The sequence below is a fragment of the Pseudomonas sp. NPDC087804 genome, from assembly GCF_044742965.1.
GTDB classification, from domain to species: Bacteria; Pseudomonadota; Gammaproteobacteria; order Pseudomonadales; family Pseudomonadaceae; genus Aquipseudomonas; species Aquipseudomonas rustica.
In genome coordinates, this window is sequence record NZ_JBIUVN010000001.1 from 142,628 (window position 1) to 168,023 (window position 25,396).

The window sequence follows — 25,396 nt, forward strand, 5'->3', positions numbered from 1 at the left end:
AAAGCTTGCTCGCGAAGGCGCCAGTCCAGACAACCAAAATCCTGAATCAGCTACCACCCTCAGTCCGCCGACTACTCACCTCAGCCGGCACATCATCCCCCGCCATACGTTTGCGAAACAACGCCGCCCGCGCCAGCAGCAACGTGGTCACCGGCACCGTGATCGCCAGCAAAATCGGAATCAACCACGCGTGCAGCACCGGCCCCGATTTCAGCGCCGAAAAGCAAATGATCGACGCCAACGCCACACACCAGGCACCCAACGTCGAAGCCAGTGCCGGCGGGTGCATGCGCTGAAAATAATCCTTCATCCGCAGCAATCCGGTCGCACCAATTAGCGCAAACACACCGCTGAGCACCAACAGGATCGCCACCGGAATCTCGACCCACAGAGACAATTCAGCATTCATTCGATCACCTCGCCACGCAGCAGAAATTTCGCCAGGGCAAACGAGCCGACGAAGCCGAACAGCGCGATCAGCAGCGCCGCTTCGAAATACGTGTCACTGGAATAGCGAATGCCCAGCGTCAGCATCATCAGCATCGCGACGATGTACAGGTAATCCAGCGCCAGCACCCGATCCTGCGCCGAGGGGCCCTTGAACAGGCGAATCAGCGTCAGCACCATGGCCAGCGAAAACAGGAACAGCGTCAGCAAAATCGCGTTCGACAGTAATGGGCTCATTCGAAGATCTCCATCAACGGCCGCTCGTACGTGGTTTTGAAGTGCTCGATGAATTGCACCTCGTCATCCAGATCCCAAACGTGCAGCAACAGAATGCTGCGATCCAGCGCCAGTTCCGACCACACCGTGCCGGGCACCACGGTGCAGATTGCCGCGAGCGCAGCCAGACCGTTGGCGTCGCGCAGATCCAGCGGCACTTTGATAAACCCGGAGCGAGGTGGGCGGCGCCCGGCATTGAGTACGCCCCAGGCCACGATCAGGTTGGAAGCCACCACGTCGCGTCCTACCACCAATAGCAGGCGCAGAATTGTCAGCGGCCGACGAATGCGCACCTGCTTCGGGCGCAGTTTGCGCATCATCAACGGCGCGCAAAAACCGAGGATCGCACCGATCAGCAGATTGCCCGGGCTGACCGACAGATTCAGCACCAGCCATAGCAGCCACAGCGCCAGCGACAGCAACGGTGCAGGAAAGATACGCTTCATGGCTGCACCTCCAGCATCGCCGCTTTGGCTTCCGGACTTGGTACGGCGCGGGTGCCCAGCACCGCCATCACGTACTGCTGCGGATTGTTCAGCGCATCGGCGGTGGCCTGGGTGAAGCGCATCAGCGGCTCAGCCTTGAAGGTGAGGACGATGCTCAAACCCAGCAGCAGGAAAATCGGCGCGCATTCGAGTTTGCGCAGCAGCGGCGAAGGTCGTTCCTCAGGCGTCCAGAAACGCTGAATACCCAAGCGCGAGAACGCCATCAGCGAGCCCAGCCCAGAAAGAATCAGCAATGCCAGCAATGCCCATGCGGCCATCGGAATCGGCTCCCCGGCACCCAGTCCCAATGGATTGAGCAGGGCGCTGATCAGGTTGAGTTTGCCGATGAATCCGGATAGCGGCGGCATGCCGATGATCAGCAGGGCGCAGGCGATGAAGCTCAAACCGAGAAACGCCATCGTCCACGGGATGACCTGGCCGACCACGGCTTTTTGCTCGTCGTCGAGGTTGATGCCTTTGGGCGGTTGCAAGGATTCTTGCGGGCGCGGCAGCATGTCGCTTTCGTCTTCCAGCGGGATTTCGTTGGCCGAGCGCGAACGTTCGATCAACTCTGCCAGCATGAACAGTGCGCTCAAGGCCAGCGTCGAGCTGACCAGATAAAACAGCGCCGCGCCGATCAGGTTCGGCTGAGCGAAACCGACCGCCGACAATAGAATCCCTGCCGACACCAGAATGCTCAGGCTGGCCATGCGCTCCAGACGTTGCGCCGCGACAATCGCCAGCGCGGCGCAGGCGATGGTCACCATGCCGCCGTAGATCAGCCATTCGCCGCCGAAGTACGCCGAAGCACCGGCCTGCCCGGAGAACAGCAGCGTCCACAGACGCAGCAGGGTATAAACGCCGACCTTGGTCATGATCGCGAACATCGCCGCGACCGGCGCACTGGCCGAGGAATAGGCCGGCACCAGCCAGAAATTCAGCGGCCACATGCCGGCCTTGGCCAGAAACGCAACGGCGAGAATGCCCGCGCCCGCGTGCAGCAAGCCACGGTCGGCTTCCGGCACCAGCGGAATTTTCAGCGCCAGATCCGCCATGTTCAGCGTACCGGTGACGCCGTAAATCAGCGCCGCGCCGATCAGGAACAGCGACGAGGCCAACAGGTTGATCGAGATGTAATGCAGCCCTGACGACACCCGCGCCCGACCCGAGCCGTGCAGCAACAGGCCATAAGACGCGGCGAGCAAGACTTCGAAGAACACGAAGAGGTTGAACAGATCCGCCGTGAGGAACGCGCCGTACAGGCCCATCAACTGAATCTGGAACAGCGCGTGGAAACTCGAACCGGCGCCGTCCCAACGCGCCATCGCGAAGAGCAGGGCGCTGACGCCGATAATACCGGTCAGCACCAACATCAGCGCCGACAGTCGATCGACCACCAGGACTATGCCGAACGGTGCCTGCCAGTTGCCTGGCAGGTACACGCCGATGGAGCCGGGCACGCCGGTGGTTTGCGTCCATTGCAGCAGCATCACCGAAATGAAGAGACCGACGAGGCTGGAGAACAGGTTGATCTTCGCCTTCAGCGGCCGGTGCCGTTCGCCGAGCATCAACATGATGGCGGCGGTCAGCAGCGGCAGCAGAATCGGTGCGGCGATCAAGTGAGTCATCGCCATCATTCTTTAGGCTCCCGGCCATCAACGTGGTCAGTGCCGGTCAAGCCGCGCGAAGCGAGCAGAACGACGAGGAACAGCGCGGTCATGGCAAAGCTGATAACGATTGCGGTCAGCACCAGCGCCTGTGGCAGCGGGTCGGTGTAGTGCAGCAAGTCCTGAGTCACGCCGTCCTTGATCACCGGCTCCTTGCCGATAAACAGGCTGCCCATGCTGAAGATGAACAGGTTGACGCCGTAGGACAGCAGGCACAGGCCCATGACCACTTGGAACGTCCGTGGCCGCAGGATCAACCAGACGCCGGACGCGGCGAGGACGCCGATGGCGATTGCGATGACTTCTTCCATCAGACGGCTCCTTTGCTGGCGACGGATTTGGGCAGCGATGCGGTCTTGTGACCCCGCACCGATTGGTGGGCGAGGGCGGTGAGGATCAACAGCGTTGAACCCACTACTACGCCGTATACGCCGACGTCGAAAAACAGCGCGCTGGCGATATGAATGTCACCCAGCACCGGCAAGCTGAAATGCCAGGTGTGCGTGGTCAGGAACGGATAGCCGACCAGCATCGCCCCCAACCCGGTGACGGTGGCGAACAGCAAACCGGTGCCCATCCAGCGCAACGGTCGCAGGCTCATTTGCGCCTCGACCCACTGCGTGCCGGCGACCATGTATTGCAGGATGAACGCCACCGACATCACCAGACCGGCAACAAAACCGCCGCCCGGCTGATTGTGCCCGCGCATGAACAGGTAGAACGACACCACCAGCGCAATCGGCAGCAGCAGGCGAACCAGCACCGCCGGCACCATCATGAAACCGAGCGCGGTGTCGCTGGCCGAACGCGGGTTGACCAGATCGGTGACCACGTCGGGTGCCAGCAGGCGTTGCTGAGCCGGCAACTGCATACTTTCTTTCGGTGGGCGGAAACGGCGCAGCAGGGCGAACACGGTCAGCGCCACGGCGACCAGCACGGTGATTTCACCGAGGGTGTCGAAACCACGGAAATCCACCAGCATCACGTTGACCACGTTGCTGCCACCGCCCTCGGGCATGGCGCGGCTGAGGTAGAACGAGGAAATGTCGTTCGGCGTCTGCCGCGTCAGCATCGCGTAGGACAGCAGCGCCATGCCGCCGCCGACGGCAATCGATAGCAACAAGTCGCGCAGACGACGAATGCGGGCCTTGCGCAGGGTGCTCGGCAACGGCGAAACCTCTTCGATCCGTCGTGGCAGCCAGCGCAGGCCGAGCAGGATCAGCACCGTGGTGACCACTTCAACAGCCAGTTGCGTCAGCGCCAGATCCGGCGCGGAGAACCAGACGAAGGTCACACAGGTCATCAGGCCGCAAACGCTGACCATGGTCAGTGCGGCGAGACGGTGATACTTGGCCTGCCAAGCGGCACCGAGGGCACAGGCGATCGCCAGCAGCCACAGGGTCACGAAGACGATCGAGCCGGGGATCTTCGGCCGGTCGCCCCAGCTCAGCGTGCTGTGCAGCATCGGGATCAGACCGGCGAGCACCGCGGCCAGCACCATCAGGAACAATTGCATCTGCAGACGCTTGGTGCCCAGACGTCGCTCGACGCGACGGGCCATGCGCATCATCACCACCAGGCTGCGTTCGAACAGGCGCTTGCCGTTGAAGCGTCCCACCAGTGGCGGGTACTTGAAGCGGCCAAGTTTGAACTGCTTGCGCAGCAGCAGGTACAGAACGATGCCGCCGGACATGGCGATCAGGCTCATGATCATCGGCGCATTCAGGCCATGCCAGATCGCCAGGCTGTATTCCGGCAGCACACCACCGACCACGGGCAGCGCCGCAGCGGCGAGGAGCGGGCCGACGATTTGCGCCGGGAAAATCCCCACCAGCAAGCAGGTGAACACCAGCAACTCAACCGGCGCGCGCATCCAGCGCGGCGGTTCGTGCGGGGTGTGCGGCAGGTCGGTGGCCGGCGGGCCGAAGAACACATCAACGGTGAAGCGCAGTGAGTAAGCGACGCTGAACATGCCGGCGATGGTCGCGACAATCGGCAACGACATTTCTACCCAGGCCGTGGCGTTGATGAACACGGTTTCGGCGAAGAACATCTCTTTCGACAGGAAGCCGTTGAGCAACGGCACGCCCGCCATCGAGGCGCTGGCAACCATGGCCAGGGTCGCGGTGTAGGGAATCAGTTTGATCAGGCCGCTGAGTTTGCGGATGTCACGGGTGCCGCTCTCGTGGTCGATGATGCCCGCGGCCATGAACAGCGAGGCCTTGAACGTGGCGTGATTGAGGATGTGAAACACCGCCGCGACGGCGGCCAGCGGACTGTTCAAGCCCAGCAGCAAGGTAATGAGACCGAGGTGGCTGATGGTCGAGTAGGCCAGCAAGCCCTTGAGGTCATTCTGGAACATCGCGCAATACGCGCCGAGCAGCAGCGTACACGCGCCGGCGCCGCTGACGATGTAGAACCATTCTTCGCTGCCGGACAGCGACGGCCACAGACGGGCGAGCAGGAACACCCCGGCCTTGACCATGGTTGCCGAGTGCAGATAAGCAGAAACCGGTGTCGGCGCCGCCATCGCGTGGGGCAGCCAGAAGTGGAACGGGAACTGCGCACTTTTGCTGAGTGCGCCGATAAGAATGAGGGGCAGGAGGATAGGGTAGAGGGCATGTGCGCGAATCAGATCGCCGGCGGCCAGGACCTTGCCGAGGTCATAGCTGCCAACGACATGGCCGAGAATCATGACCCCCGCCAGCAGGCATAACCCGCCGGCACCGGTGACCATCAACGCCATGTAGGCGCCACGTCGGGCGTCGGCGCGGTGGTGCCAATAGCCGATCAGCAGGAACGAGAAGAGGCTGGTCAGCTCCCAGAAAAACACGATCTGGATCAGGTTGCCCGAGATTACCAGGCCGAGCATGGCGCCCATGAACGCCAGGAAAAACGCGAAGAAACGCGGCACCGGATCATCCGGCGACATGTAATAACGGGCATATAAAGAAACAAGTGTGCCGATGCCGAGCACCAGCATCGAGAACAGCCAGGCGAAGCCGTCCATGCGCAGCACGAAGTTCAGACCGAGGCTGGGCAGCCACATGAATTCTTCGCGGATGACGCCGCCGTGGGCGATTTGCGGGTACAGCATCGCGACCTGGACGGTACCGATCAGAGCGACCAGACCTGCCAACAGGGATTCGGTGTTACGCGCGTTGTGTGGCAGCACCGCTGCCAGACAGCTGCCAATGAATGGCAGAAGCAGTAGAACTATCAGGGACATAGGCTTCTAATCTGCGGAAGTTTGTGAAGCATCATACGTGCCAGCTCCCCGATCACCAAACGCCAGGATGTCTCAGAATCCTACAAAGTAGTCTGAACGTCTGACTATTTTAGATAGGACAACGATCCTGTCATGGGCTTCTGGCTCCCATCACGCTCATGAATCGCTGAAGCAGCGTGATCTGAGATGTGGGCGGTTTCCCCGCGTTATGTATTTATTTTAATGCTGGTCATGGTCCCTAAAAAATTGTAACTACTTTTTGCTTTGAGGGTCATTTTCAAATATTTTTATGTTTATGAGAGCGTTAGGAGTGAAAAATTCTCACTCCAAACTCGATAGTATTAACACCCTATTCAAAGAATAAGGTGTTTGTTACAAAACCCATTGCATGGGGTGAGAAATGACGCGGCGCTCATTATATGGCAGCATCTATGGCTTCAGTTACAAAATCCGCAATAAAATCTAGGCCAATGTCACCCCAGTCAAGATTCCATCTTTCTGCTTTGTCAAGAGCCCATAGAGCGACAATCGGATGATTTGTGTCGAGATTATATTCGCTAATGAGCTTTGCGCTATCGGTTAGGTGCATCTTTTGGTTTGCATCTAGTTTGGCAACTGTGTGGGCGGTGGTGACTGCTGCAAACAGTAAGTTCCTGTAATGGTCCCGAGACCCTCCAGGAACCGCAAGCGTTTTGTCTAGAAGAGCGAGTCCCGCGAAGTTAGTATAGGCTAGTCTAGTTATTGAGGAAAAATAACGACGTTGTCCATCAGGGTCTCCGCCTCCGGATGTAATACCTAGATCAATTTTTGCCTTGAAATGGGAAAGTAGCAGTTTGGCAACATCGTCCGGAGTATGATTGTCGATATCAATATTGATTCGGCAAACTCGAAAGTTATCCATGCCCAAGAAATTGTAAACCCGAAATTGCCACGTCCGAGGATTGCGCGGAAGAGCGGAAGGTCCATTTGTTTCGAACCGATTTCTAGCGGTAGGGCTCACATACACTCCGTCTATGAAACACCAGTTTGGTTGTAAATCATTCCTACATTCTTGCCAGCCTATAGGTGAGATGGAGGGACGGGTGAACGCAAATCTAGCATCATAAGGAACATAATTCGGCTTAGTATTAGACTTGGCCAATCCAAACACATCAGCAACATCAAGTCCGTGAATTTTGTCATCACTAATTAGGTAGCACCAGGTTTTCATGCATGACTCCCTTTGTTTCTGATTGTTGGTTGAATTGCAGAAGGGATGTTTGAGCACTAGGTAGAGGATGCCAACTGTCATAAATACCAGGTTTTTAGATCATTTCTAAATAACCTATATAGCTAAGTATTAGTGTGTCCTAATTTTAATGAGAACGGCTTGCGTTGCATATTGCTACTGTTTCAGATGCTCCCGAGATTGCATGATAAGGATCTGTCTGGCGATTAGCATGGATTTGCAGATATGTATCTTTCATTTTTGAGCTTGCTGGTTGAACTCAGCCTCCGCTTCAACAGTTTTACCCTTGCCCTTCAACTCACTGACAATCACCGCCACGACAATCAAACCAGCCCCGACCAGCGCAATCGCCGGCAACCGCTCGCCAGCAATCCGCCCGACGATCCCGGCCCACACCGGCTCACCGGCATAGATCAAGGTCGCCCGCGTCGGCGAAACGCTCTTCTGCGCCCAGTTCATCGCCACCTGAATTGCCGCACTCGCCGCACCCAGGCCCAATGCAGTCACCAACAGCGTCCAGGAAAACTCCGGAATCAATTCGCCCGTGGGCACCACCAGCAGGAACGACAGCACCGACGTCGTCGCCAGTTGCACCACCGTCACCCGGCGCACATCCACCTGCCCAGCGTAGGTGCTGATCAAAATAATCTCGGCGGCGATCGCGATGGCGCTGATCAGCGTGGCAATTTCACCCGGACTGAAATTCAACGAAGCCCCCGACGGCCCCGACAACAACATCAAGCCGGTGAACGCCAGCATGATGCCAATGCTCGGCATCAACCCCGGCCGCCGTCCCAGCACCAGCCATTGCAGCAGCGGCACGAACGGCACGTACAACGCGGTAATGAACGCCGACTGGCTGCTCGGGATCGTTTGCAAGCCAACCGTTTGCAGGCCGTAACCGAGCATGATCGCCACGCCAATGAAGGCGCCGGCCTTGAGTTCAAACAGGGTCAAGTCGCGCAGATGCCGCCACGAGAACAACGCAACGATGCACGCCGCTGCAGCAAATCGTAGGCCGACAAAGAACATCGGGCCGCTGACCGTCATCGCGTGCTGCACCAGCAAAAAGGTGCCGCCCCAGATCATGGTAATCAGTACCAGCACGCACTCGGCTTTGCTGAATCTGGAGAAACGGAGGGAAGTGGGGGAGCTGTTCAACGACGTCATGACCTTGCGCACTATAAAAGGCAGGACGCACAATGCGCCCAACGTTGCGCAGTATACTGCCCAACCTCACCGAGTGAGCAATATAGTGCCCAAAGATTCCGCTCCAAGAACGTCCGTCCTTCAACACGTCAGCCAGAACGTGAGACGTCTGCGTCACGCTGCCGACATGAGCCAGACGGCGCTGGCCGAGAAATCCGGAGTCAGTCGACGGATGCTGGTAGCGATCGAGGCCGGAGAAAAGAACGTCAGCCTGACCACCCTCGACCGCGTCGCCGCCGCGCTGGAAGTGGCATTCAGCGATCTGATTCAAGCGCCGGATGCGCGCGATCCGAGCCGCATCAACGAACTGGCGTGGGCTGGCACGCTGCCGGGCAGTAAAGCCGTGCTGTTGTCCAAAGCCACCGCCGCCCGTGAAGTCGAGCAGTGGGAATGGTGTCTGGCGCCGGGCGAGGTGTATCCGTCGCAACCGGATGCCGAGGGCTGGAGTGAGCAGATTTATGTGTTCGAAGGGTGCCTGACGCTGATGCTCGGCGACGTGCCGCAGCATATTGGTACAGGGGAGTTTTTTATGTTTGCGAGCAATCAGCCACATACCTATCGCAATGACGGGGATGTGCCGGCGCGGTTTGTGCGCAATGTGGTGATTTGAATGGAATACAGCGCAGACATCCTGATCATCGGCGGTGGCCTCAGCGGTACGATGCTGGCGGTGCAACTACTGCGGCAACCGGGCCAGCGAAAAATCCTGATCATCGAACCCCGCGCCGAACTCGGTCGGGGTGAGGCCTACAGCGCAGTCGAATTGGGCCATACGCTCAACGGCAACGCTGCACGAATGAGCGTTGATCCAGACAACCCTGACGACCTCACACAATGGCTGACCGAGCACATCGTGGGGGGCGGTTGGCCTGAGTCTGCCGAGCAGAATGTGCCAATCAGCGAGCTGTTCCCACCGCGCGGATTATTTGGGGTCTACGTGCAGCAACGTCTGGCCGAAGCCCGGGCAGTCGGCGCTCGATATGGTTCGATCGTCGAGCATGCTCGCTCAGAAGCTGTTGATCTGCAGGTGCGCGAAGATTGCGTGCAGATCACTTTGAGCGATGGACAGAACCTGCAAGGTTCATTCGCAGTCATCGCCACCGGCATGTTTCCCGCCGCGCGCACGCCGCAGACCGAATCCAGTGGGCTCAACGCCGCTGCGCTGGATCCGTGGGACGTCGCGGCCATGCGCCAGCTCGATTCGCAATCCACCGTGCTGATCATTGGCTCCGGCCTGACCATGGTCGATGCGGTGGTTTCGCTGGAGCAGGCCGGGCATCGCGGGCCGATCGAAGTGTTTTCTCGCCATGGCTTGCTGCCGCACGTACGCCGGCAACCGCCAGCGTGGGTGGATTTTCTCGCCGAGGATCACAGCATTCGAACACCACGGCAGTTGCTGCGCGAGTTGCGCCGCCATTGTCGTGAGGCGGTCGCGCAAGGCATCGACTGGCAGGCTCCCCTCGATACGGTTCGGGCACATATCGGACGGTTGTGGAGTCAGGCGAATGACGTGCAGCGGCGACAATTCGTACGGCATGTGCGGCCATGGTGGGAAAGCCATCATCATCGTTCGCCGCCGTTGAGTGCTGAATTGCTGGCGCGGTTGCACAGTGAAGGGCGGCTGCGGATTCAGGCTGCATCGTTTAAAGGGCTAGAGCCGACAACTGATGGTGGCGTGAATATTCGCATCCGCCGTCGTGGCGAGGTTGAGACCACTGTGGTTCACGGTGCAGCGTTGATCAACTCCAGTGGCATCGAGTACGACTGGCGGCGCGTGGCGCGTCCGTTGCCAAAGCAATTGCTCGCGCGTGGATTGGTGCAACCAGGGCCGTTGGCGTTGGGGATTGCGGCAGTGGATGGCGCGGTGATGGATGCGGAAGGGCGTGTAGCCAGTCGACTGTTTGCGATGGGCCCGCCGTTGCGGGGGATGTGGTGGGAGAGTACGGCGGTGACGGATGTGGCGTTGCAGGCGAAGGCTTTGGCGATACGGCTGTTGGGTTGAGGGTGTTTGCGCTGACCTCTTCGCGAGCAAGCCCGCTCCCACAATTTGGAATGCATTTCAAAATGTGGGAGCGGGCTTGCTCGCGAAGGGGCCGTCCGCTTCAAAAACCTTGTTGAATGAACGACCGATATCGCGAGCAGGCTCACTCCTACAGTGTCAGGCGATGACCCAAAGGGTTACGCCACCACGCGATAACACGGCACATACGCCGCGCCGCCCGGCAGTTTCATCCGGTGCTGGGCGACGAAGGCTTTGAGCAGTGCGTCGAGCGGTTGCATGATCGCTGCGTCACCACGGATCTGATACGGCCCGTGTTCTTCGATCAAACGAATGCCCTTGTCTTTGACGTTCCCCGCCACGATCCCCGAGAACGCCCGACGCAGGTTCGCCGCCAGTTCGTGCGGTGGCTGGTCGCGGTGCAGTTTCAGATTCGCCATGTTTTCGTGGGTCGGATCGAACGGACGCTGGAAGCCTTCGTCGATCTTCAGCAGCCAGTTGAAGTGGAACGCGTCGTTGCGCTCGCGACGGAACTGCTTCACTGCTTTCAGGCCCTGAGTCATCTGTCGTGCGACTTCGGCCGGGTCGTCGATGATGATTTCGTAGTGCTGCTTGGCCGCTTCGCCAAGGGTTGCGATAACGAAGGCGTCGAGCTGCTCCAGATACGGTGCGGCGTGTTTCGGCCCGGTGAGAATCACCGGGAACGGCAGGCCTTGGTTGTCCGGGTGCATCAGGATGCCGAGCAGGTAGAGAAATTCTTCCGCCGTACCAGCGCCGCCCGGGAAGATGATGATGCCGTGGCCAACACGCACGAACGCTTCCAGACGTTTTTCGATGTCCGGCAGGATCACCAGTTCGTTGACGATCGGGTTCGGCGCTTCGGCAGCGATGATGCCGGGCTCGGTCAAGCCGAGGTAGCGGCCACCATGAATACGCTGTTTGGCGTGGGCGATGGTTGCGCCTTTCATCGGGCCTTTCATCACGCCGGGGCCGCAACCGGTGCAGATATCAAGGCTGCGCAGGCCCAGTTCGTGGCCGACTTTCTTGGTGTATTTGTATTCTTCGGTGTTGATCGAGTGGCCGCCCCAGCACACCACGATTTTCGGTTCGACGCCCGGGCGCAGGGTGCGCGCGTTGCGCAGCAAGTGGAAGACGTAGTCGCTGATACCTTGCGAGGTGGTCAGGTCGATGCGCTGGCTGTCGAGTTCGTTTTCGGTGTAGACAATGTCGCGCAGGGCGCTGAAGAGCATTTCACGGGTGCTGGCGATCATCTCGCCGTCGACGAAGGCGTCGGCCGGAGCGTTCAGCAGCTCCAGGCGCACACCGCGATCCTGTTGGTGAATGCGAATTTCGAAGTCCTTGTAGGCTTCGAGGATGGTCTTGGCGTTATCAACATGGGCGCCGGTGTTGAGGATGGCCAGGGCGCACTGGCGGAAGAGGGTGTAGGTGCTGCCGGATCCGGCTTCGCTCAGTTGCTGAACTTCACGTTGAGAAAGGGTTTCCAGGCTGCCTTTCGGGCTGACCGAGGCATTGATTACGTGTCGTTGGGTCATGCAATGATCCTTAAAACGATGTCATCTCAAGACTAGGCGATGGCATCCGAATAGTGTGTATCCATGAATGAAGATGGCACGATCTGCGCTGTACCGCCATGTCCCCGTTGGACGCTGAAAAGATGAAAAGGAGCCCCAGCATAGCTAAATCCCTCGTGGAGGCGATAATGCGCCGGCGAGTTTTTTTGTTTGCCCCTTTTGTCGCTCAAGGAAGTCATTTGTGATGTTCGAGATTCAGCCGATGGACGCCGCCACCTTTCGCCAGCAGACCCGGCGCAGCACGATCATCATTGCCGTGCTGTTCCTGGTACTGGCGATGTTTTTTTCCAGCGTGGCAGTCGCGCTGTTCGGTGAGCCCGGCGGCGATAACCTGCGGTTTAACGTGGGCGGGGTGTTTCTGGCGTTTCTGCTGACGGCGGCCCTGCTGCGCGGGCGCTTCTGGAATCAGAGCTGGATGGCCCCAGCGGTGTATAGCTGGCGGCTCAAGCGCAGCCTGATGAGCATCACCAATGTGATGCATCAAGTGACAGCGGCGGTGGAGAAGAACGATCCGACGGCGATGAAAGTGCTGCGCTTCTATCATCTGGGGCTGACGCAGATGCATGAACTGGACGGCAATTCCAGCGATCATGGGCAACTGTGGCGGGAAGTCGAAGCGCATAAAGAGCGGATGCAGACGCTGGGAATCGATACCGAGCAGACGCGTCTGGATCCGGCCTGGCTGGAAAATCTGAAGCAAGCGTCGCGTTAAAGCGCGTGCTTGCTGCGCAGTTTCCATGCGCGGAACAGGCGACCGTAGACCAGCAGATTGACCGCCAGCACCACGCTGCCCAGCGCCAGTTGAATCTGTGGAGTGAGCCCGGCCGGGTAGATGATCGGCCAGACGTAATGCTCGATAAAACCGCCGGCGTATTCGGTCTGCCCGGCAGCGTGGCGCATCAGGTTTTCCCAGTAGGTCAGCGGGCAGGTCAGGTGCAATACCTCGACCGCCACGCCCCAGGCCGCCGCTGGCAAATGCAGCCACATCACTCGTGGCCACTTGAGCACCAGCAACCCGCCAAACAGCACGAACAAAATAAAGCACAAATGAAATAGCACCAGCCCGTCGGCTGCGATTCGGTAGAGCATGTCGTCTCCCTGACGTGTTTGCGAATGCGCTATCTTACGCCGCTCGGGTGCTTACACGTCAGTGCGAAAATCGGCGAACTCGGCGCGCATCCGTCCGTTGTGTTTGGCCTGATACAGCAACTTGTCGACCTGTTCGACGAAGTGCAGCGGATCGCTGCCGACGGCGACTTGCGTGGTGCCAACCCCGAGACTCAAGGTGACCAGCGGCGACACCGCCGAATGCTCATGAGCGATCTGTTGCTGGCGGATCAGGTGCAGGCATTTGTGCGCCACCAGCCGTGCCGACTCTGCATCGGTTTCCGGCAGCAGCCAGACGAATTCTTCGCCGCCAATCCGCGCAATAAAGTCCCGTGGCCGATTGGCTGCCAGCGATAACGTCTTCGCGACCTGACGCAGGCATTCGTCGCCCTTGATGTGGCCGTAATGGTCGTTGTACTGCTTGAAATAATCGATATCGAGGATCAGCAACGACAGCGGCAAACCACTGCGTTGCGCGGTGGCCCATTCGCGTTCGAGCACGGTATCGAACATGCGCCGATTGGCGATCCCGGTGAGCCCGTCCTGAAACGAATATTCTTCCAGCTGCTTTTGCAGGCGGATCAGGTGTTCTTCGGTTTTTTTGCGCTCGCTGATGTCGAACATGAACCCCACCAGCGCCTCGACTTCACCGTCCTTGCGCACCACGTGCACGACATCGCGGATCCACACGTACTCGCCAGTGCTGGTCAGCGCACGGTAATCGGCTTCATGATCGACGCCGGCGCGTGACTGCGAAACACAGAATTCCACCACGTAATCGCGATCGTCCGGGTGCATGCGTTCGACCCAGTCGTTGACCCCGACCCAACTGTTTTGCTGCCAGCCAAGCAAGGTTTCGATCTGTGGGCCGATGTAGCTGAAGGTCATGGTTGCCCAGTCGATTCGCCACGGAATGGCTTTGGTCGATTCCAGCAGGGTCTTGTACACGTCGCTGTCGATGGCGGTCATGGCGGGCACGGTCTCGGAAAAGTCTTCAACGGAAAAATCCAGCGCCAGCATGTTGCTAGCATTGAGGCGTTGCAAGCAGTTGGCCGATGAACGGCTGACTCGGGCCGATTTCCCACAAGTGCGCAAGATTGTTCAAGCCAAAAAGCAGCGTTTGCTGGCACAGTCTTCGGCCGTTTCTCTGGTTGAAGGGCGTTATGTCTGACTCACTTTTACCGCGCAGTGCGTTTCTTCGCGGCGCTGTGGCGATCATGCCGTTATCACTGGCAACGGCGCCTTGGGGGCTGCTGGCCGGCTCCATGGCGATCGAAGCCAATCTCACGCCGCTGCAAGGGCAGGGCTTGTCGAGCATTGTGTTTGCCGGTGCCGCGCAACTGGTGGCGATTGGCATGCTCAAGGGCGGCGCGGGGATTTTCTCGATTCTGCTGACCACGGTTTTGCTGACCTCACAGCATTTGCTTTACGGCATGAGCATGCGTTCGGTGATTTCGCCGTTACCGGGACGCTGGCGGATCGGCCTGGGTTTTTTGCTCACCGATGAGCTGTTTGCCTTGACCAGTCAACACGATCGCCAGCAGTTCAATCGCTGGTATGCGCTGGGTGTGGGCCTGACGTTTTACATCGCCTGGAATCTGTTCACGCTGGCCGGCATCGTCCTCGGCAGCAGCATTCCGGGGCTTGAACATCTGGGCCTGGACTTCTCGATTGCCGCCACTTTCATCGCCCTGATCACACCGGTGGTGCGTAACGTACCGACGGTGGTGTGCGTGGCAGTGTCGCTGTTTTGTTCGGTGCTGTTCAGTTATTGGCAGTGGGGCTCGGCGCTGGTGTTGTCGGGGCTGGCGGGAATGACCGCAGGATTTATCTGCAACAAGCTGTATCGGGAGCGCACATGATGGTTTGGGCAGTGATTTTCGGCATGGGGATTCTGGTGTTCCTCAACCGTTACGTGTTTCTCGAGCCGCGTTTGCCGGTGCGCCTGAGCAGCAACGCGCGGCAGTTTCTCGGTTTTGCCGTACCGGGAATGCTCACCGCGATCTGCGGGCCAATCGTATTCATGCCGGACAAACAATTGAATCTGCAGTGGGACAATCCTTACCTGCTTAGTTCATTGGTGGCTATTGGCCTTGTTCTAGCCACACGCAACACTTTGCTCAGCATGTTGTTAAGCATGGCGTTCTTCTTTTTGTTGCGTTGGTGGTTGTAAGTAGCCTGAGCGAATCTGTTCTACGCTGTAAGGATGACCGTTTACTTGTGACAGGAGGTGGGCATGGCGACTGAGCAAGAACATCCGCAACGGGATGAAGATGACACAGACGAACCGACCGAAGAAGAGATCGAACGCGAGAAGCACAAGGAACAAACGTGGAAACGCGATGAAGGCAGGGACTTGTCGGATCCTGATCGCAAATTTTGATCCAAAAAAAAGCCCCTTGATTCAAGGGGCTTTTTCGTGGTTTTACAGATCTTCCAACTGCGTGAAATCGGGGTGTGAGGCCCGATAGCCCAAGGTTCGGTCGATCCAGGCATTGAGCTCGTTGACCATCACCGGCGGGTGGCCGGGATACCCTTCGAGGGTGGTGCGCAGGATGCGATCAATATTCGGGACATCACGCAGGTTTCGGGTCTTGATGTAGTGGCCGATAAAACAGTCGAGTTCAAAGCGTTCTGTCATCGACAGATAGACACACTCCAGGCCACCGACCTGTTTGATTGCAAAATCGTCGCGCAACTTATTTCTCTGCAAGGCTTGTAAATGTTTTAGTGGATTCCTGATTTATTGACTCTTTGGTCAATTGGTATACCAATCGGAAGGCGGCGCGCATGCTAGCTTTAGCGCTGGAAAATGTATGTATGACGATCGAAATGTCAGACAAGCGGTTAGTTCGCTCAAACGACTGTTTTACAGAGCCTGTCTCAAGCGTGAAACAGCCTTTGTAAAGATATGGAATCACCTGTAGGAGCTGGCGAAGGCTGCGATCTTTTGATTTGGTTTTTATAAATCAACATCAAAAGATCGCAGCCTTCGGCAGCTCCTACATGGATAGACGTACGGCTATGGTAGATGTTTAGGGCTGCTGGATGATCAAGCTGGGCCCCTGATTGCGTACGTTGCCGACCGCTTTGCCGACTTTGTGCCATTCGAATGCTTCACTGCTTTCCCCTTCGAACAGCAACATTTGCTCAGCGCGTTCATCCGGTGTCGCTGGATCCAGCCATTCGCGCACTAAGTCAGCGCGGAATACCACGGGGCGGCGATCATGAATATCGATCATCCCGCCAGCACTGTCGGCGGTGATGATCACGAAACCATCGTCGTCCCGCGCCGGTTTTTCTGGTGTAGGAAATTGCCCGATGGCAGCACAGAAAACCGGCCCATGATCCGCCCGACGAATCAGCCAGGGTTGTCGGGTTTTATCCTCGGCATCGACCCACTCAAACCAGTTGTCGACCGGCACGATCAGGCGCTGTTTCCAGATGGCCCGGAAGAACGGCCCATGGGCGACTTTCTCGACCCGCGCATTGATCGGCGCGGCGCGATCCTTGGCCCAATGCGGACGCCAGCCCCAGCGCAGGCTATCGGCGTAAATCTGCTGTTCGTGTTGATGAAGAATCGCCAGCGACGTGGTCGGCGCCGCGTTGTAATGCGCCAGTGGAGCATCGCCGACATGATTGATCAGTGCGTCGGGAATGCTCAGCACCGCGACAAAGTCATGGATGCCCCGGTACTGCGAGAGTCTTCCGCACATGGCTGAACCTCCGGTTGGACGCTTTCAGCTTAGATGCTAACGGTCATTCAATCCTTGGCGCCCTGACCGGTGAACGTGTCGCGCCAGTTCAGGCAGCGACGTTCGAGCGCTGCGAGCAAGCCATCGCTGAGTTTGCCAAGCAAGGCCAGCACGATGATCGCCGCCAGCACGATATCGGGACGCGAGGTTTCGCGGCCGTCACTGAGCAAATAACCCAGGCCTTTGGTTGCGGCGATCAGTTCGGCAGCGACAAGAAACATCCACGCCAGACTCATGCCGCTGCGCAGCCCGGTGAACAGGCCGGGCAGGGCGGCGGGCAACAGAATCCGCCGCACCAGTTGCAAGCGACTGAAACCGTAGATACGCCCGACTTCCACCAGTTTGCGGTCGATATTGCGGATCGCCGCGACTACGTTGACGTAGACCGGGAAGAACGCGCCGATGGCGATCAGGACGATTTTCGAGGTCTCGTCGATGCCCAGCCAAAGCAGCAAAAGCGGCACCCAGGCCAGACTCGGAATCGAACGCAACGCGGCGAACATCGGTTCCAGATAAGCCTCGGCTTCGCGGCTCAAACCGACCCACGCGGCGAACACCAACGCCAGGCTCGCACCAATGGCAAAACCCAGCAGCACACGTATCAGGCTGGCGCCGATGTGTTTCCACAGCGCACCTTCGGCAAGGTCGGTAAGCGTCACGGCGATCTCACTGGGTGCCGGCATCTGGTAGGACGGCAGCCAGCCGATGCGTACGATAATTTCCAGCACGGCGATGATCAGCAACGGCAACGCGAGGCCTTTCAGACGGCGCTGCCATGCCGGGTTGGAAACGGATTTCTGCCGTCGCGACAGAGCAAGTGGCGCGGGCAGGTCTTTGCTGTGACTGGTCATGATCAGGGCTCCGCTCACGACAAATCCGCGACGGGCGCGGATTCGTGGTGAGTCTGTTCAGTTACTGGCGGGCGACGGCTTGCTGCACACCGCTGTCGAGCAATTGATCGATGACTTGATCGACATTGACGCCACGGCGCACCAGTTCTTCCGATACCAGAATCGGCGCGGCAGCCTTGGAGGCGCTGACGTCGTTGGCGGTCAGTTGCGGGCTGCTCAGGTCGGTGCGCGACAGTTGCAGTTTGGCCACGTCCAGCGGCAGGCCGGATTCTTTGGCGAGGAGGGCGGCGAATTCATCAGGATTTTTCAGCGCCCATTCCCGCGCCTGCTCGTAGGCTTTGATCACGGTGTCGATGGTTTGCGGATGCTCCTTGGCGTACTGCTCGGTGACGCTGACCACGCCATAGCTATTAAAGGCAGGGTTGCGATAGAGCAAGCGCGAGCCGGCCTGAACCTGGCTGGCGGCCATGTGCGGATCGAGGCCGGCCCAGGCGTCGACGTCGCCTTTTTCCAGTGCAGTGCGGCCGTCCGGGTGTTGCAGGTGCACCAGTTCGACGTCATCTTTTTTCAGCCCGGCCTGTTGCAGGCTGCGCAGGGTGAACAGGTAAGGATCGGTGCCTTTGGTGGCCGCGATTTTCTTGCCCTTGAGGTCGGCAACGGTTTGGTACGGCGAGTCTTTGCGCACTACCAACGCTGTCCATTCGGCACGGCTGTACACGTAAACGGATTTGATCGGGCTGCCGTTGGCGCGGCTCAGCACAGCGGCGAGGCTGGCGCTGGAAGCGAAATCGACGCCGCCACTGTTGAGGTATTCCAATGACCGGTTGCTGCCCTGACTCAGCACCCAGCTGACTTTGGTTTGCGGCAAGGCTTTTTCGAGGAAGCCGAAATGTTTAAGCACTAGGCTGACTGGCGAGTAATAAGCGTAGTCGAGGTGCACTTCGGCCGGCGCGGTCTCGGCGGCGTGGGCGATCGGTTGCAGGCTCAGGAGAAGGGCGCTCGCAGCCAGCAGCGTTTTGATTCGAAAGAACGGGAAGAACGGTTTCATGGGGGAACGCTCCGGCAAAGGCACAGATTTCTTATGTCCAAAAAGATATTTTTAGCGAATGCTTCCTGCATGAATGGAATATTGCAGGCTCTGTGCCATATCCGTTTTAGCCCGTATTTATTGGGTTTTTCGCTGGTTTGCTCGTTTTGAACTGTTGCCTGGTGAACAGCATGCCGAGCCACTGTTGCGCCGCGAACAGTTGGAAACGACAGTGATGAGCTTATGCATTAATCGAATTTCAAAACTGAATATTAAGAGCGTTATGGTCTATGCAAATCCCCTTTGCAGGACTTGCCATGAAGCTTTCCCAATTCCTACGCAGTGCGCTGACTGCGGCACTGTTTGCTTCACCACTTTCCTACGCGGCCGAGCCAGTCGTCTTGCATATCGGCGATCAGAATTACTACAACATCCGCGCCTCTATTGAAGCGTCCGGTGTGTTGAAAGACGCGCCGTATACGGTCGACTGGAAACATTTCCAGGCCGCCGCGCCGCTGGCTGAAGCCTTGCAAACCGGCTCGCTGGATCTGGGCTTTTTAGGTGATTCAGGCTTTCTATTTCTGGCAGCCAAGCAGGCGCCGGTAAAGCTGATCGGCGTGTCGCGGCAAAACCCCGACACTATTGCGTTGCTGGTGCCGAAAGATTCCCCGGTGAAAACCATCGCTGATCTGAAGGGTAAAAAAGTCGCCTATTGGCCCGGTGCCTGGAGTCAGCAGTTGACCTTGCGCGCGCTGGAGCAGGGCGGTCTGCCGGAGAACTACGTCGATTTTGTCAAACTGATGCCGATCGATGCAGCCGCCGCGTTGCCGCAAGGCAGCATCGACGCGTTCCCGGTGTGGGAACCGTACATTTCCCAACAGATCGTGTTCTCCGGCGCGCGACCGATTCTGACCGCGAAAAACCTGATGCCGGGGCTCAGTGCCATCGCCGCGTCGACACCGTCGATCGACAGTAAACGTGAAGCCATCGCCGATTTCCTCGGGCGTTTGAAACTGGCGCGGGCGTGGGTCGACAGTCATACCGATGAGTACGCCGACCTCTGGGCGAAGAAGGCCAATCTCGATCAACAGGTTTCGCGGCACTGGTTGCGCCAGGCGCACATGACGGTCGGCCCGGTTGATCAGCAGGCAGCGACGGATCTGCAAAGCACTGCGGACTTCCTGTTCAAGGTCAAGGCACTGCCGACGCCACTGGCCACCGCCGGCATTATCGACACCTCGTTTCAGCAAGCGTTGGCGCACTGAGCAAGCGCCGGAACCAAACCCTGTGTACCTTATCCAACCTCGGCTCGCGGATCGGAGCGCAGGGATGGATAAGGGCGAGGGAGTTTTGCCAATCGACAACATGACGGCAGCGGTCGGGCTCAAGGCAAAACATGACATCGCTATTCAAAATATTCTGTGCTGCGGCCATCGCTTTCGGGCTGGCTGGCTGCATTGCCGCGCCCATCGAATTGACCGCGCAGACCGAAACACAGCTGAAAGCGCAGGCGCCGGTGCGTTTTTTGCTGACCTTCGATGATGGCCCCAGTGCTTCAAGTTTCTGGAATCCGTCGGCGACGTTGCTCGATAGCCTCAAAGACAACCCGATTCAGCCGGGCATCAAAGCAGTGTTCTTCGTGCAGACCCGCGCACCGAGGGCCGGTAACAGCGATATCGGTCGCGGCATCATGCGTCGCGAACACGATGACGGTCATATTCTCGCGTTCCACACTGCGACCCACTGGCACACCAATCACCGTTCACTGAGCCCGCAAGAACTTGAAGAATCGTTGAGCAATGGCATGGCAGACATTGCCGCGATTATCGGTGCGCCGCCGAAACTGCTACGTCCACCATTCTGGAATTACGACAAACGTACTTTCGCCGCGTATCAGCAGCATGGCTTGCACGTGTTGTTGACCGATTTAAGCGCCAATGACGGCAAGATCTGGGGCTTCAACGCCAGTCCGAGGCGTCGTGCGAACATGCTGCGGCAGTTGTCGGAAGTGCGTGAGCAGATTGCGCACGGAGAGTTTCCGGTGGTGGACGGTGTGATTCCGGTGGTGGTGACTTTCCATGATCTGAACCGCTACACCGCTCGGCATACGCGCGAATATCTGCAGATCCTGCTCGACAGTGCGGCGGCGACAGGCGTGCCACTGGCGGATCAGCCGTTTTATGTGGATCACGCAGCACTGGAAAAAGCCGCGCTGGCACGCACGGTTCAGCAAAGTTCTCAGCCGGTGCATTTGCCGGGGATCTGGAACTGGATCTGGGATCGTGATGCTGATTAAAGTCGCCTGAAAAATGTGAGGGAGTTGGCATTTTTCGGGGCGGCGGATTTCAAAACGCTCATCTATGCTCTACGGGTCGACCGACTCATCGCCTGCGAGGCGTGCCCCATGCTTGCCATTACGGACATTTGCCGCATTGTCGAATCCGGGTTTCCGGGGTTCACATGCAACTGCATTTCGACGCAGGGACTGCTACAGATCAAGGTGAGTGAGCCGGCCAGCGGCGACATCAAGTTGCAGCTCAATGGCGTTTCCCCGGAACACCTCGTCACCATCCGTGACATTTCCAACTTCATCGGTGAATTGCGCACGGAAATAAGCGCCGGGCGCCGGGCCTTCGCCGGTTAAGCCGTCATAAGCGCCGCTGAAACGCCTGAACGATGCGCAACGTCGCATCGCTGGTTTTCAGGTTGTGCACTGCGTTCAGCGGATGCCACATGCAATCGCTGATTTCATTCTGTGGACGTACTTCCTCAATGTTCAGCACCGAGGCCTCGTAGACGTGATGTTGCGTGCGGCCGCTCTGTAACTCCATCAAGTACAAAACGTCTTCGGCTTCCAGCCCGGTTTCTTCATGCAATTCGCGCACAGCCGCAGCGGCTTTGGTTTCCCCAGGCTCGACTTTGCCGCCGGGCAATGTCCAGCAACATCTGGGCTTGCGTACCAGGAGGATATGGCGATCCTGCTCGCAAATGACGGTGGCGCGTACTTTCATCTGTTACCTGTTTACCGGTTGTCACAAAAACGAAATAAAACTGCAATATTCGAGCCGGGCCTTTGTTTAAAGGTTCCCTGTGGATGTTGAGTATTGTTCTGCATCGAAAGTGCCTGATCATTGGCTGCCGGGCGGTCGGCCACTCCAGTAAATCAGGGTGTAAGGTTAAAAGCGTGAAGCTGAATAACCGTGTTGCAAAAGGAGGTACCCATGAGCATGCCCATGTTGAACAAGATGCACATGAACGGCTATGACGTACTCAGCGTGAACAGCGGCCCTTGGCGGGTTTGCACGCAAGGTGACCGACTGGCGTCATTTGCCAGCAGAGAGGAGGCGCTGGCGTATGCCGCAGCACTTCCTGGCTACAGAAAACGCTCGGTGAAAGCGCAAAGTCACAACGTTAGTTGAATCGTGGCGAGGGGGCTTGCTCCCGCTGGACTGCGCAGCAGGCCCTTTTAGGATAAAGAGCGAGGGCCGCTTCGCGACCCAGCGGGAGCAAGCGCCCTCGCCACAAGTGTCAGTGGACTTTGGTTCGGCTGATTGCGCGTGCCTTCACTTCCTTGGCATAAAGTTGCAGTCGCTCTTCGTCGCTTTGCAGCACTTCGCAAGAGCGCAGCACCGTTTGCGCGTCAGCCTCGTTGCCCGATTTGCGCAATTGTTCGGCAATGCGTTTGAGGTCGACCGCTGACCATCTCAGATCCGATGCGACGGCTTGCAGGTCGCGTTGAAGTTCGTGTTCGTATTCATTGAGCCGCATGATCACCTCCAGAACATTCTCGGTAAAAAAGAGTAGTCGTATTTTCGCCGGTGGGGCGGAGCGATGCTGTCATTAAGCTGAGCGGTTGTGAAAATTTGTCGAAAGCGCATCAACGGCGCAATGCCACGATGGATGTGTAACCAGTTACACGTTACATTCGCTTTTTTTCAGATTAGAGAAGCACCCATGCGGATATGGATCGGAAGTTTGACGTTGGCGGTATTGGCAGGTTGCTCCTTGCCGGCGTCACTGGTTCCGGGTGAACCCAATCTCAGCAAGACCAGCGAAAAAACGCCCAAAGACTACGCCGCGTGCATTTTGCCGCTGTGGCAGCAGGACGTTTCCAAGACATCGCAAACGTCGATTTCCAACGGTTATCGCATCACCGCGCCGAGCATCATCACGGCCGACGAGATTCTCGATATCGTCAAATACAAGGACGGTAGCCGCGTCTCGCTGTATCAGGGGCCGCCCTGGGCCAAGTCCGGCTCGTTGCGCAAATCGGTGCGTGACTGCCTGTAACGGCGTTCCCGGATGAAAAAAAAGCAGAAACCTCGGTTTCTGCTTTTTTATTGGGCGCTTGGTCAGTCAGTAATGTCGGTCAGCGTGATGGTGCCGACATTGCCTTTCTTCTCTCGGCGATCCTGAATCCAGTCTTCCACTTGCTGGCCGAATTCCGCCGGGGCCTTGCGCCCGACTTTTCTCGCGATATCGAGAATGGTTTGCTGGGCAAGTGCCTCTTCCATGCGCTTTTGCGCGGTCATCATCGCGCCGTGAATCGAGCAGGTGCCTTCGATGGCCCACTCCGGCGGATTGCCTTCAAACAGGGCGCAACGCCCCCGGATGTCGCGGCATTCGAAAATATTCTTGCGTCCATCGATGGCGTTGACGATGTCGAGCAGGGTGATTTCATCCGCCGGTCGCGCCAGGCTGAACCCTCCGCGCACGCCTTCACTGGCCACCACCAGTTTGCTTTTGGCCAGTTTGGTGAAGATTTTCGCCAGATATTCCACCGGCACGCCTTGCAACTCGGCGAGGTCGCGCACGCTGGCCTCGCGAGAATCACCACCATTGCCCACCAGAAATGCCAGGCAATGAATGCCGTATTCGACGCCTGCGCTGTAAAGAGACATTTTTATCTCCGACTTAAGTTGTCGTAAATATTATCAGCCTGAGGGAGGCTCGGCAATCTGTCTGCGTGGACTGATTTTGTTCTTTATGTGCTTGAAAGCAACAAGAATGGCTATTTTTGGCGGATCCTTATCATCCTGCTTGATCAGATTATTCGATCAAAACAATCGAATAATCTGACTTGTTGGTTTTATATCCGACCAATACAGTCGGCGCTATCGGAGTGGCGACGACGGGCCTCCGGCGAAATTCGTTTCACCTCTTTCAACGGCTTGGCTTTTTCTGGAGAAACACAATGAAGCAGCAGATTCTGGTTATCGGCGCAGGTTTTGGCGGTATGTGGTCGGCATTGAGCGCAACACGTCTGGTCGATCTGCAGGGGCGTGATGATGTTGAAATCAGCGTTCTGGCCCCGCAAGCCGAGCTGCGTGTACGTCCGCGTTTCTACGAACCGAATGCTCATCAACTGGCGGCACCGCTGGGTGAACTGTTCGAAGCAGTCGGCGTTCACTTCATCAAAGGCGCCGCGAACACCATCGATGTCGCAGCGAAAACCGTTGGCTACACCGATACGGCCGGGCAGCAACAAGTCTTCCACTTCGACAAACTGGTGCTGGCTTCCGGCAGCGGTCTGGCACAATCGGCCACGCCGGGTGTTGCTCAGCATGCGTTTGACGTTGACCAGATCGAAGCGGCCATGCGTCTGGAAACCCATCTGAAATCCCTCAGAGACCAACCGTCAAGCAAGGCGCGCAATACCGTGGTGGTCGCGGGCGGTGGATTCACCGGCATTGAAACCGCGACTGAAATGCCAGGGCGTCTACGCGAGATTCTCGGCGAGGAAACCGATATCCACGTGATCATCATTGATCGCGGGCAGAAGATCGGCGCCGCAATGGGTGAAGAAATCAGCCATTCCATCCTTGAGGCGAGTGAAGAGCTGGGCGTTGAATGGCGTCTGGGTGTCTCGGTGCAGTCGGTCGATGCCAATGGCGTGACGCTGTCGGACGGTCAACACATTGCGGCAAAAACCGTGGTCTGGACGACCGGCGTGCGCGCCAGTTCGTTGACCGAGCAGATCCCTGCCGAACGCGATAAACAAGGTCGCCTGCACGTTGATGCGAACCTGAAAGTCATCGGTCAGGACGATATTTTTGCCACCGGCGATGTCGCCTACGCCGCCACCGACCACCTCGGCAATTTCGCGCTGATGACCTGCCAGCACGCGATTTCATTGGGTCGTCATGCTGGCAACAACGTCGCTGCGCAGATTCTCGGTATCGACCCGACGCCGTATAGCCAGCCGAAATACGTGACCTGTCTGGATCTCGGCGCCTGGGGCGCGGTGTACACCGAGGGCTGGGATCGCCAGGTGAAACTGGTCAAGCAGGAAGGCAAAACCCTGAAGACGCAGATCAACACCCAGTGGATTTATCCGCCAGCGGCTGATCGTGTGAGTGCGCTGGCGGCGGCGGATCCGATGATTCCTGTGGTTGCGTAATTCTGAGCCTGTAAAAAATTCCGCTTACAAAAGCGGGATTTTTTTGCCTGCCGCAAAAGCGCGCAACGAGATGTGACAGTTGGGGGTGGGCGTATTTTCTGCGTCGACTAGGCTTTGGATCGCG

30 protein-coding genes are annotated in these 25,396 nt (G+C 58.0%); 12 read left to right on the forward strand and 18 right to left on the reverse strand.

All coding sequences use genetic code 11. The features are described 5' to 3' along the window. Positions 1-46 precede the first annotated feature (46 nt). The 8 genes from ACIOMO_RS00675 to ACIOMO_RS00710 form a co-directional block, all read right to left on the reverse strand. A complete protein-coding gene (locus ACIOMO_RS00675; protein ID WP_053121325.1) occupies positions 47-409 on the reverse strand; it encodes a Na+/H+ antiporter subunit G in 363 nt (120 codons plus the stop codon). Continuing rightward, positions 406-684, reverse strand: a complete 279-nt coding sequence (locus ACIOMO_RS00680) for a K+/H+ antiporter subunit F (protein ID WP_003225959.1) — start codon at positions 682-684, stop codon at positions 406-408. Before ACIOMO_RS00680 ends, ACIOMO_RS00675 begins: the two co-directional genes overlap by 4 nt. Then, positions 681-1,169, reverse strand: coding sequence for a Na+/H+ antiporter subunit E (locus tag ACIOMO_RS00685; RefSeq protein WP_401237481.1), 489 nt, complete (start codon positions 1,167-1,169; stop codon positions 681-683). The genes ACIOMO_RS00680 and ACIOMO_RS00685 overlap by 4 nt, the downstream gene beginning before the upstream one ends. Then, on the reverse strand, positions 1,166-2,845 hold the full coding sequence (locus ACIOMO_RS00690) for a monovalent cation/H+ antiporter subunit D (RefSeq protein WP_401237483.1): 1,680 nt from the start codon (positions 2,843-2,845) through the stop codon (positions 1,166-1,168). The genes ACIOMO_RS00685 and ACIOMO_RS00690 overlap by 4 nt, the downstream gene beginning before the upstream one ends. Beyond that, a complete protein-coding gene (locus tag ACIOMO_RS00695) occupies positions 2,842-3,186 on the reverse strand; it encodes a Na+/H+ antiporter subunit C (protein ID WP_007910763.1) in 345 nt (114 codons plus the stop codon). Before ACIOMO_RS00695 ends, ACIOMO_RS00690 begins: the two co-directional genes overlap by 4 nt. Next, positions 3,186-6,104: a monovalent cation/H+ antiporter subunit A gene (locus ACIOMO_RS00700; protein WP_401237484.1), complete on the reverse strand. Its 2,919-nt coding sequence runs from the start codon at positions 6,102-6,104 to the stop codon at positions 3,186-3,188. Before ACIOMO_RS00700 ends, ACIOMO_RS00695 begins: the two co-directional genes overlap by 1 nt. Before the next feature lie 415 nt (positions 6,105-6,519). After that, positions 6,520-7,314, reverse strand: coding sequence for a hypothetical protein (locus ACIOMO_RS00705; protein WP_401237485.1), 795 nt, complete (start codon positions 7,312-7,314; stop codon positions 6,520-6,522). 252 nt (positions 7,315-7,566) lie between these two features. Beyond that, complete coding sequence (locus tag ACIOMO_RS00710; RefSeq protein WP_401237487.1) at positions 7,567-8,502, reverse strand: DMT family transporter; 936 nt, start codon at positions 8,500-8,502, stop codon at positions 7,567-7,569. 85 nt (positions 8,503-8,587) lie between these two features. Here ACIOMO_RS00710 and ACIOMO_RS00715 point away from each other — a divergent pair, with 85 nt between their 5' ends. Both ACIOMO_RS00715 and ACIOMO_RS00720 read left to right on the forward strand, forming a co-directional pair. Continuing rightward, entirely contained in the window at positions 8,588-9,151 is a 564-nt protein-coding gene (locus ACIOMO_RS00715) for a helix-turn-helix domain-containing protein (RefSeq protein WP_401237488.1), read from the forward strand. Next, the gene (locus ACIOMO_RS00720) at positions 9,152-10,543 is read left to right on the forward strand and encodes an FAD/NAD(P)-binding protein (RefSeq protein WP_401237490.1); all 1,392 of its coding nucleotides are present in this window, start codon (positions 9,152-9,154) and stop codon (positions 10,541-10,543) included. Between the two features lie 176 nt (positions 10,544-10,719). On the opposite strand, the gene ppnN is transcribed toward ACIOMO_RS00720, so the two are convergent. Beyond that, positions 10,720-12,093: a nucleotide 5'-monophosphate nucleosidase PpnN gene (ppnN, locus tag ACIOMO_RS00725; RefSeq protein WP_053121310.1), complete on the reverse strand. Its 1,374-nt coding sequence runs from the start codon at positions 12,091-12,093 to the stop codon at positions 10,720-10,722. Between the two features lie 223 nt (positions 12,094-12,316). Between ppnN and ACIOMO_RS00730 the strand changes: the two genes are divergently transcribed. Next, positions 12,317-12,844 carry a DUF3087 family protein gene (locus ACIOMO_RS00730; RefSeq protein WP_401237492.1) on the forward strand — a complete coding sequence of 176 codons (528 nt, stop codon included), beginning with the start codon at positions 12,317-12,319 and terminating at the stop codon, positions 12,842-12,844. On the opposite strand, the gene ACIOMO_RS00735 is transcribed toward ACIOMO_RS00730, so the two are convergent. Further along, entirely contained in the window at positions 12,841-13,221 is a 381-nt protein-coding gene (locus ACIOMO_RS00735) for a DUF2784 domain-containing protein (protein WP_053121305.1), read from the reverse strand. The two genes, ACIOMO_RS00730 and ACIOMO_RS00735, sit on opposite strands and share 4 nt — an antisense overlap. Before the next feature lie 51 nt (positions 13,222-13,272). Continuing rightward, entirely contained in the window at positions 13,273-14,208 is a 936-nt protein-coding gene (locus ACIOMO_RS00740; protein ID WP_159814148.1) for a sensor domain-containing diguanylate cyclase, read from the reverse strand. A gap of 194 nt (positions 14,209-14,402) precedes the next feature. On the opposite strand from ACIOMO_RS00740, the gene ACIOMO_RS00745 reads away from it, so the two are divergent. The 3 genes from ACIOMO_RS00745 (at position 14,403) to ACIOMO_RS00755 (ending at position 15,622) form a co-directional block, all read left to right on the forward strand. Beyond that, positions 14,403-15,101, forward strand: a complete 699-nt coding sequence (locus ACIOMO_RS00745; RefSeq protein ID WP_159814107.1) for an AzlC family ABC transporter permease — start codon at positions 14,403-14,405, stop codon at positions 15,099-15,101. Then, positions 15,101-15,412 carry an AzlD domain-containing protein gene (locus tag ACIOMO_RS00750; protein WP_172680124.1) on the forward strand — a complete coding sequence of 104 codons (312 nt, stop codon included), beginning with the start codon at positions 15,101-15,103 and terminating at the stop codon, positions 15,410-15,412. The genes ACIOMO_RS00745 and ACIOMO_RS00750 overlap by 1 nt, the downstream gene beginning before the upstream one ends. 63 nt (positions 15,413-15,475) lie before the next feature. Next, on the forward strand, positions 15,476-15,622 hold the full coding sequence (locus ACIOMO_RS00755; protein WP_401237494.1) for a hypothetical protein: 147 nt from the start codon (positions 15,476-15,478) through the stop codon (positions 15,620-15,622). A gap of 42 nt (positions 15,623-15,664) precedes the next feature. Here ACIOMO_RS00755 and ACIOMO_RS00760 read toward each other — a convergent pair whose 3' ends face one another. The 4 genes from ACIOMO_RS00760 to ACIOMO_RS00775 all read right to left on the reverse strand — a co-directional run bounded on the left by ACIOMO_RS00760 (position 15,665) and on the right by ACIOMO_RS00775 (position 18,893). Continuing rightward, the gene (locus tag ACIOMO_RS00760; RefSeq protein ID WP_053121300.1) at positions 15,665-15,937 is read right to left on the reverse strand and encodes a hypothetical protein; all 273 of its coding nucleotides are present in this window, start codon (positions 15,935-15,937) and stop codon (positions 15,665-15,667) included. A gap of 337 nt (positions 15,938-16,274) precedes the next feature. Continuing rightward, entirely contained in the window at positions 16,275-16,955 is a 681-nt protein-coding gene (locus ACIOMO_RS00765) for an SOS response-associated peptidase (protein ID WP_401237497.1), read from the reverse strand. A gap of 47 nt (positions 16,956-17,002) precedes the next feature. Next, positions 17,003-17,845 (reverse strand): ABC transporter permease, encoded by an 843-nt coding sequence (locus tag ACIOMO_RS00770; RefSeq protein ID WP_401237499.1) that lies wholly within the window; start codon positions 17,843-17,845, stop codon positions 17,003-17,005. 61 nt (positions 17,846-17,906) lie between these two features. Next, a complete protein-coding gene (locus ACIOMO_RS00775) occupies positions 17,907-18,893 on the reverse strand; it encodes an aliphatic sulfonate ABC transporter substrate-binding protein (RefSeq protein ID WP_401237501.1) in 987 nt (328 codons plus the stop codon). A gap of 296 nt (positions 18,894-19,189) precedes the next feature. On the opposite strand from ACIOMO_RS00775, the gene ACIOMO_RS00780 reads away from it, so the two are divergent. The 3 genes from ACIOMO_RS00780 to ACIOMO_RS00790 all read left to right on the forward strand — a co-directional run bounded on the left by ACIOMO_RS00780 (position 19,190) and on the right by ACIOMO_RS00790 (position 21,516). Beyond that, a complete protein-coding gene (locus ACIOMO_RS00780; RefSeq protein WP_401237503.1) occupies positions 19,190-20,137 on the forward strand; it encodes an ABC transporter substrate-binding protein in 948 nt (315 codons plus the stop codon). 131 nt (positions 20,138-20,268) lie between these two features. Continuing rightward, positions 20,269-21,168: a polysaccharide deacetylase family protein gene (locus ACIOMO_RS00785; protein ID WP_401237505.1), complete on the forward strand. Its 900-nt coding sequence runs from the start codon at positions 20,269-20,271 to the stop codon at positions 21,166-21,168. A 108-nt stretch (positions 21,169-21,276) separates the two neighbouring features. Further along, on the forward strand, positions 21,277-21,516 hold the full coding sequence (locus tag ACIOMO_RS00790; RefSeq protein ID WP_159814094.1) for a DUF1652 domain-containing protein: 240 nt from the start codon (positions 21,277-21,279) through the stop codon (positions 21,514-21,516). Between the two features lie 4 nt (positions 21,517-21,520). Here the strand turns inward: ACIOMO_RS00790 and ACIOMO_RS00795 are convergent, their stop codons facing one another. After that, on the reverse strand, positions 21,521-21,883 hold the full coding sequence (locus tag ACIOMO_RS00795) for an NUDIX hydrolase (RefSeq protein WP_159814091.1): 363 nt from the start codon (positions 21,881-21,883) through the stop codon (positions 21,521-21,523). A 210-nt stretch (positions 21,884-22,093) separates the two neighbouring features. Between ACIOMO_RS00795 and ACIOMO_RS00800 the strand changes: the two genes are divergently transcribed. Further along, the gene (locus ACIOMO_RS00800) at positions 22,094-22,291 is read left to right on the forward strand and encodes a DUF2188 domain-containing protein (protein ID WP_159814089.1); all 198 of its coding nucleotides are present in this window, start codon (positions 22,094-22,096) and stop codon (positions 22,289-22,291) included. Positions 22,292-22,400: 109 nt separating this feature from the next. Here the strand turns inward: ACIOMO_RS00800 and ACIOMO_RS00805 are convergent, their stop codons facing one another. Continuing rightward, positions 22,401-22,640: a hypothetical protein gene (locus ACIOMO_RS00805; protein WP_053121283.1), complete on the reverse strand. Its 240-nt coding sequence runs from the start codon at positions 22,638-22,640 to the stop codon at positions 22,401-22,403. Positions 22,641-22,826: 186 nt separating this feature from the next. On the opposite strand from ACIOMO_RS00805, the gene ACIOMO_RS00810 reads away from it, so the two are divergent. Next, positions 22,827-23,162 carry a hypothetical protein gene (locus ACIOMO_RS00810; RefSeq protein ID WP_053121280.1) on the forward strand — a complete coding sequence of 112 codons (336 nt, stop codon included), beginning with the start codon at positions 22,827-22,829 and terminating at the stop codon, positions 23,160-23,162. A 62-nt stretch (positions 23,163-23,224) separates the two neighbouring features. Here the strand turns inward: ACIOMO_RS00810 and ACIOMO_RS00815 are convergent, their stop codons facing one another. Continuing rightward, positions 23,225-23,773, reverse strand: a complete 549-nt coding sequence (locus ACIOMO_RS00815) for an RrF2 family transcriptional regulator (RefSeq protein ID WP_401237508.1) — start codon at positions 23,771-23,773, stop codon at positions 23,225-23,227. A gap of 293 nt (positions 23,774-24,066) precedes the next feature. Here ACIOMO_RS00815 and ACIOMO_RS00820 point away from each other — a divergent pair, with 293 nt between their 5' ends. Continuing rightward, on the forward strand, positions 24,067-25,272 hold the full coding sequence (locus tag ACIOMO_RS00820) for an NAD(P)/FAD-dependent oxidoreductase (protein ID WP_401237510.1): 1,206 nt from the start codon (positions 24,067-24,069) through the stop codon (positions 25,270-25,272). The last annotated feature ends 124 nt before the right edge of the window (positions 25,273-25,396 follow it).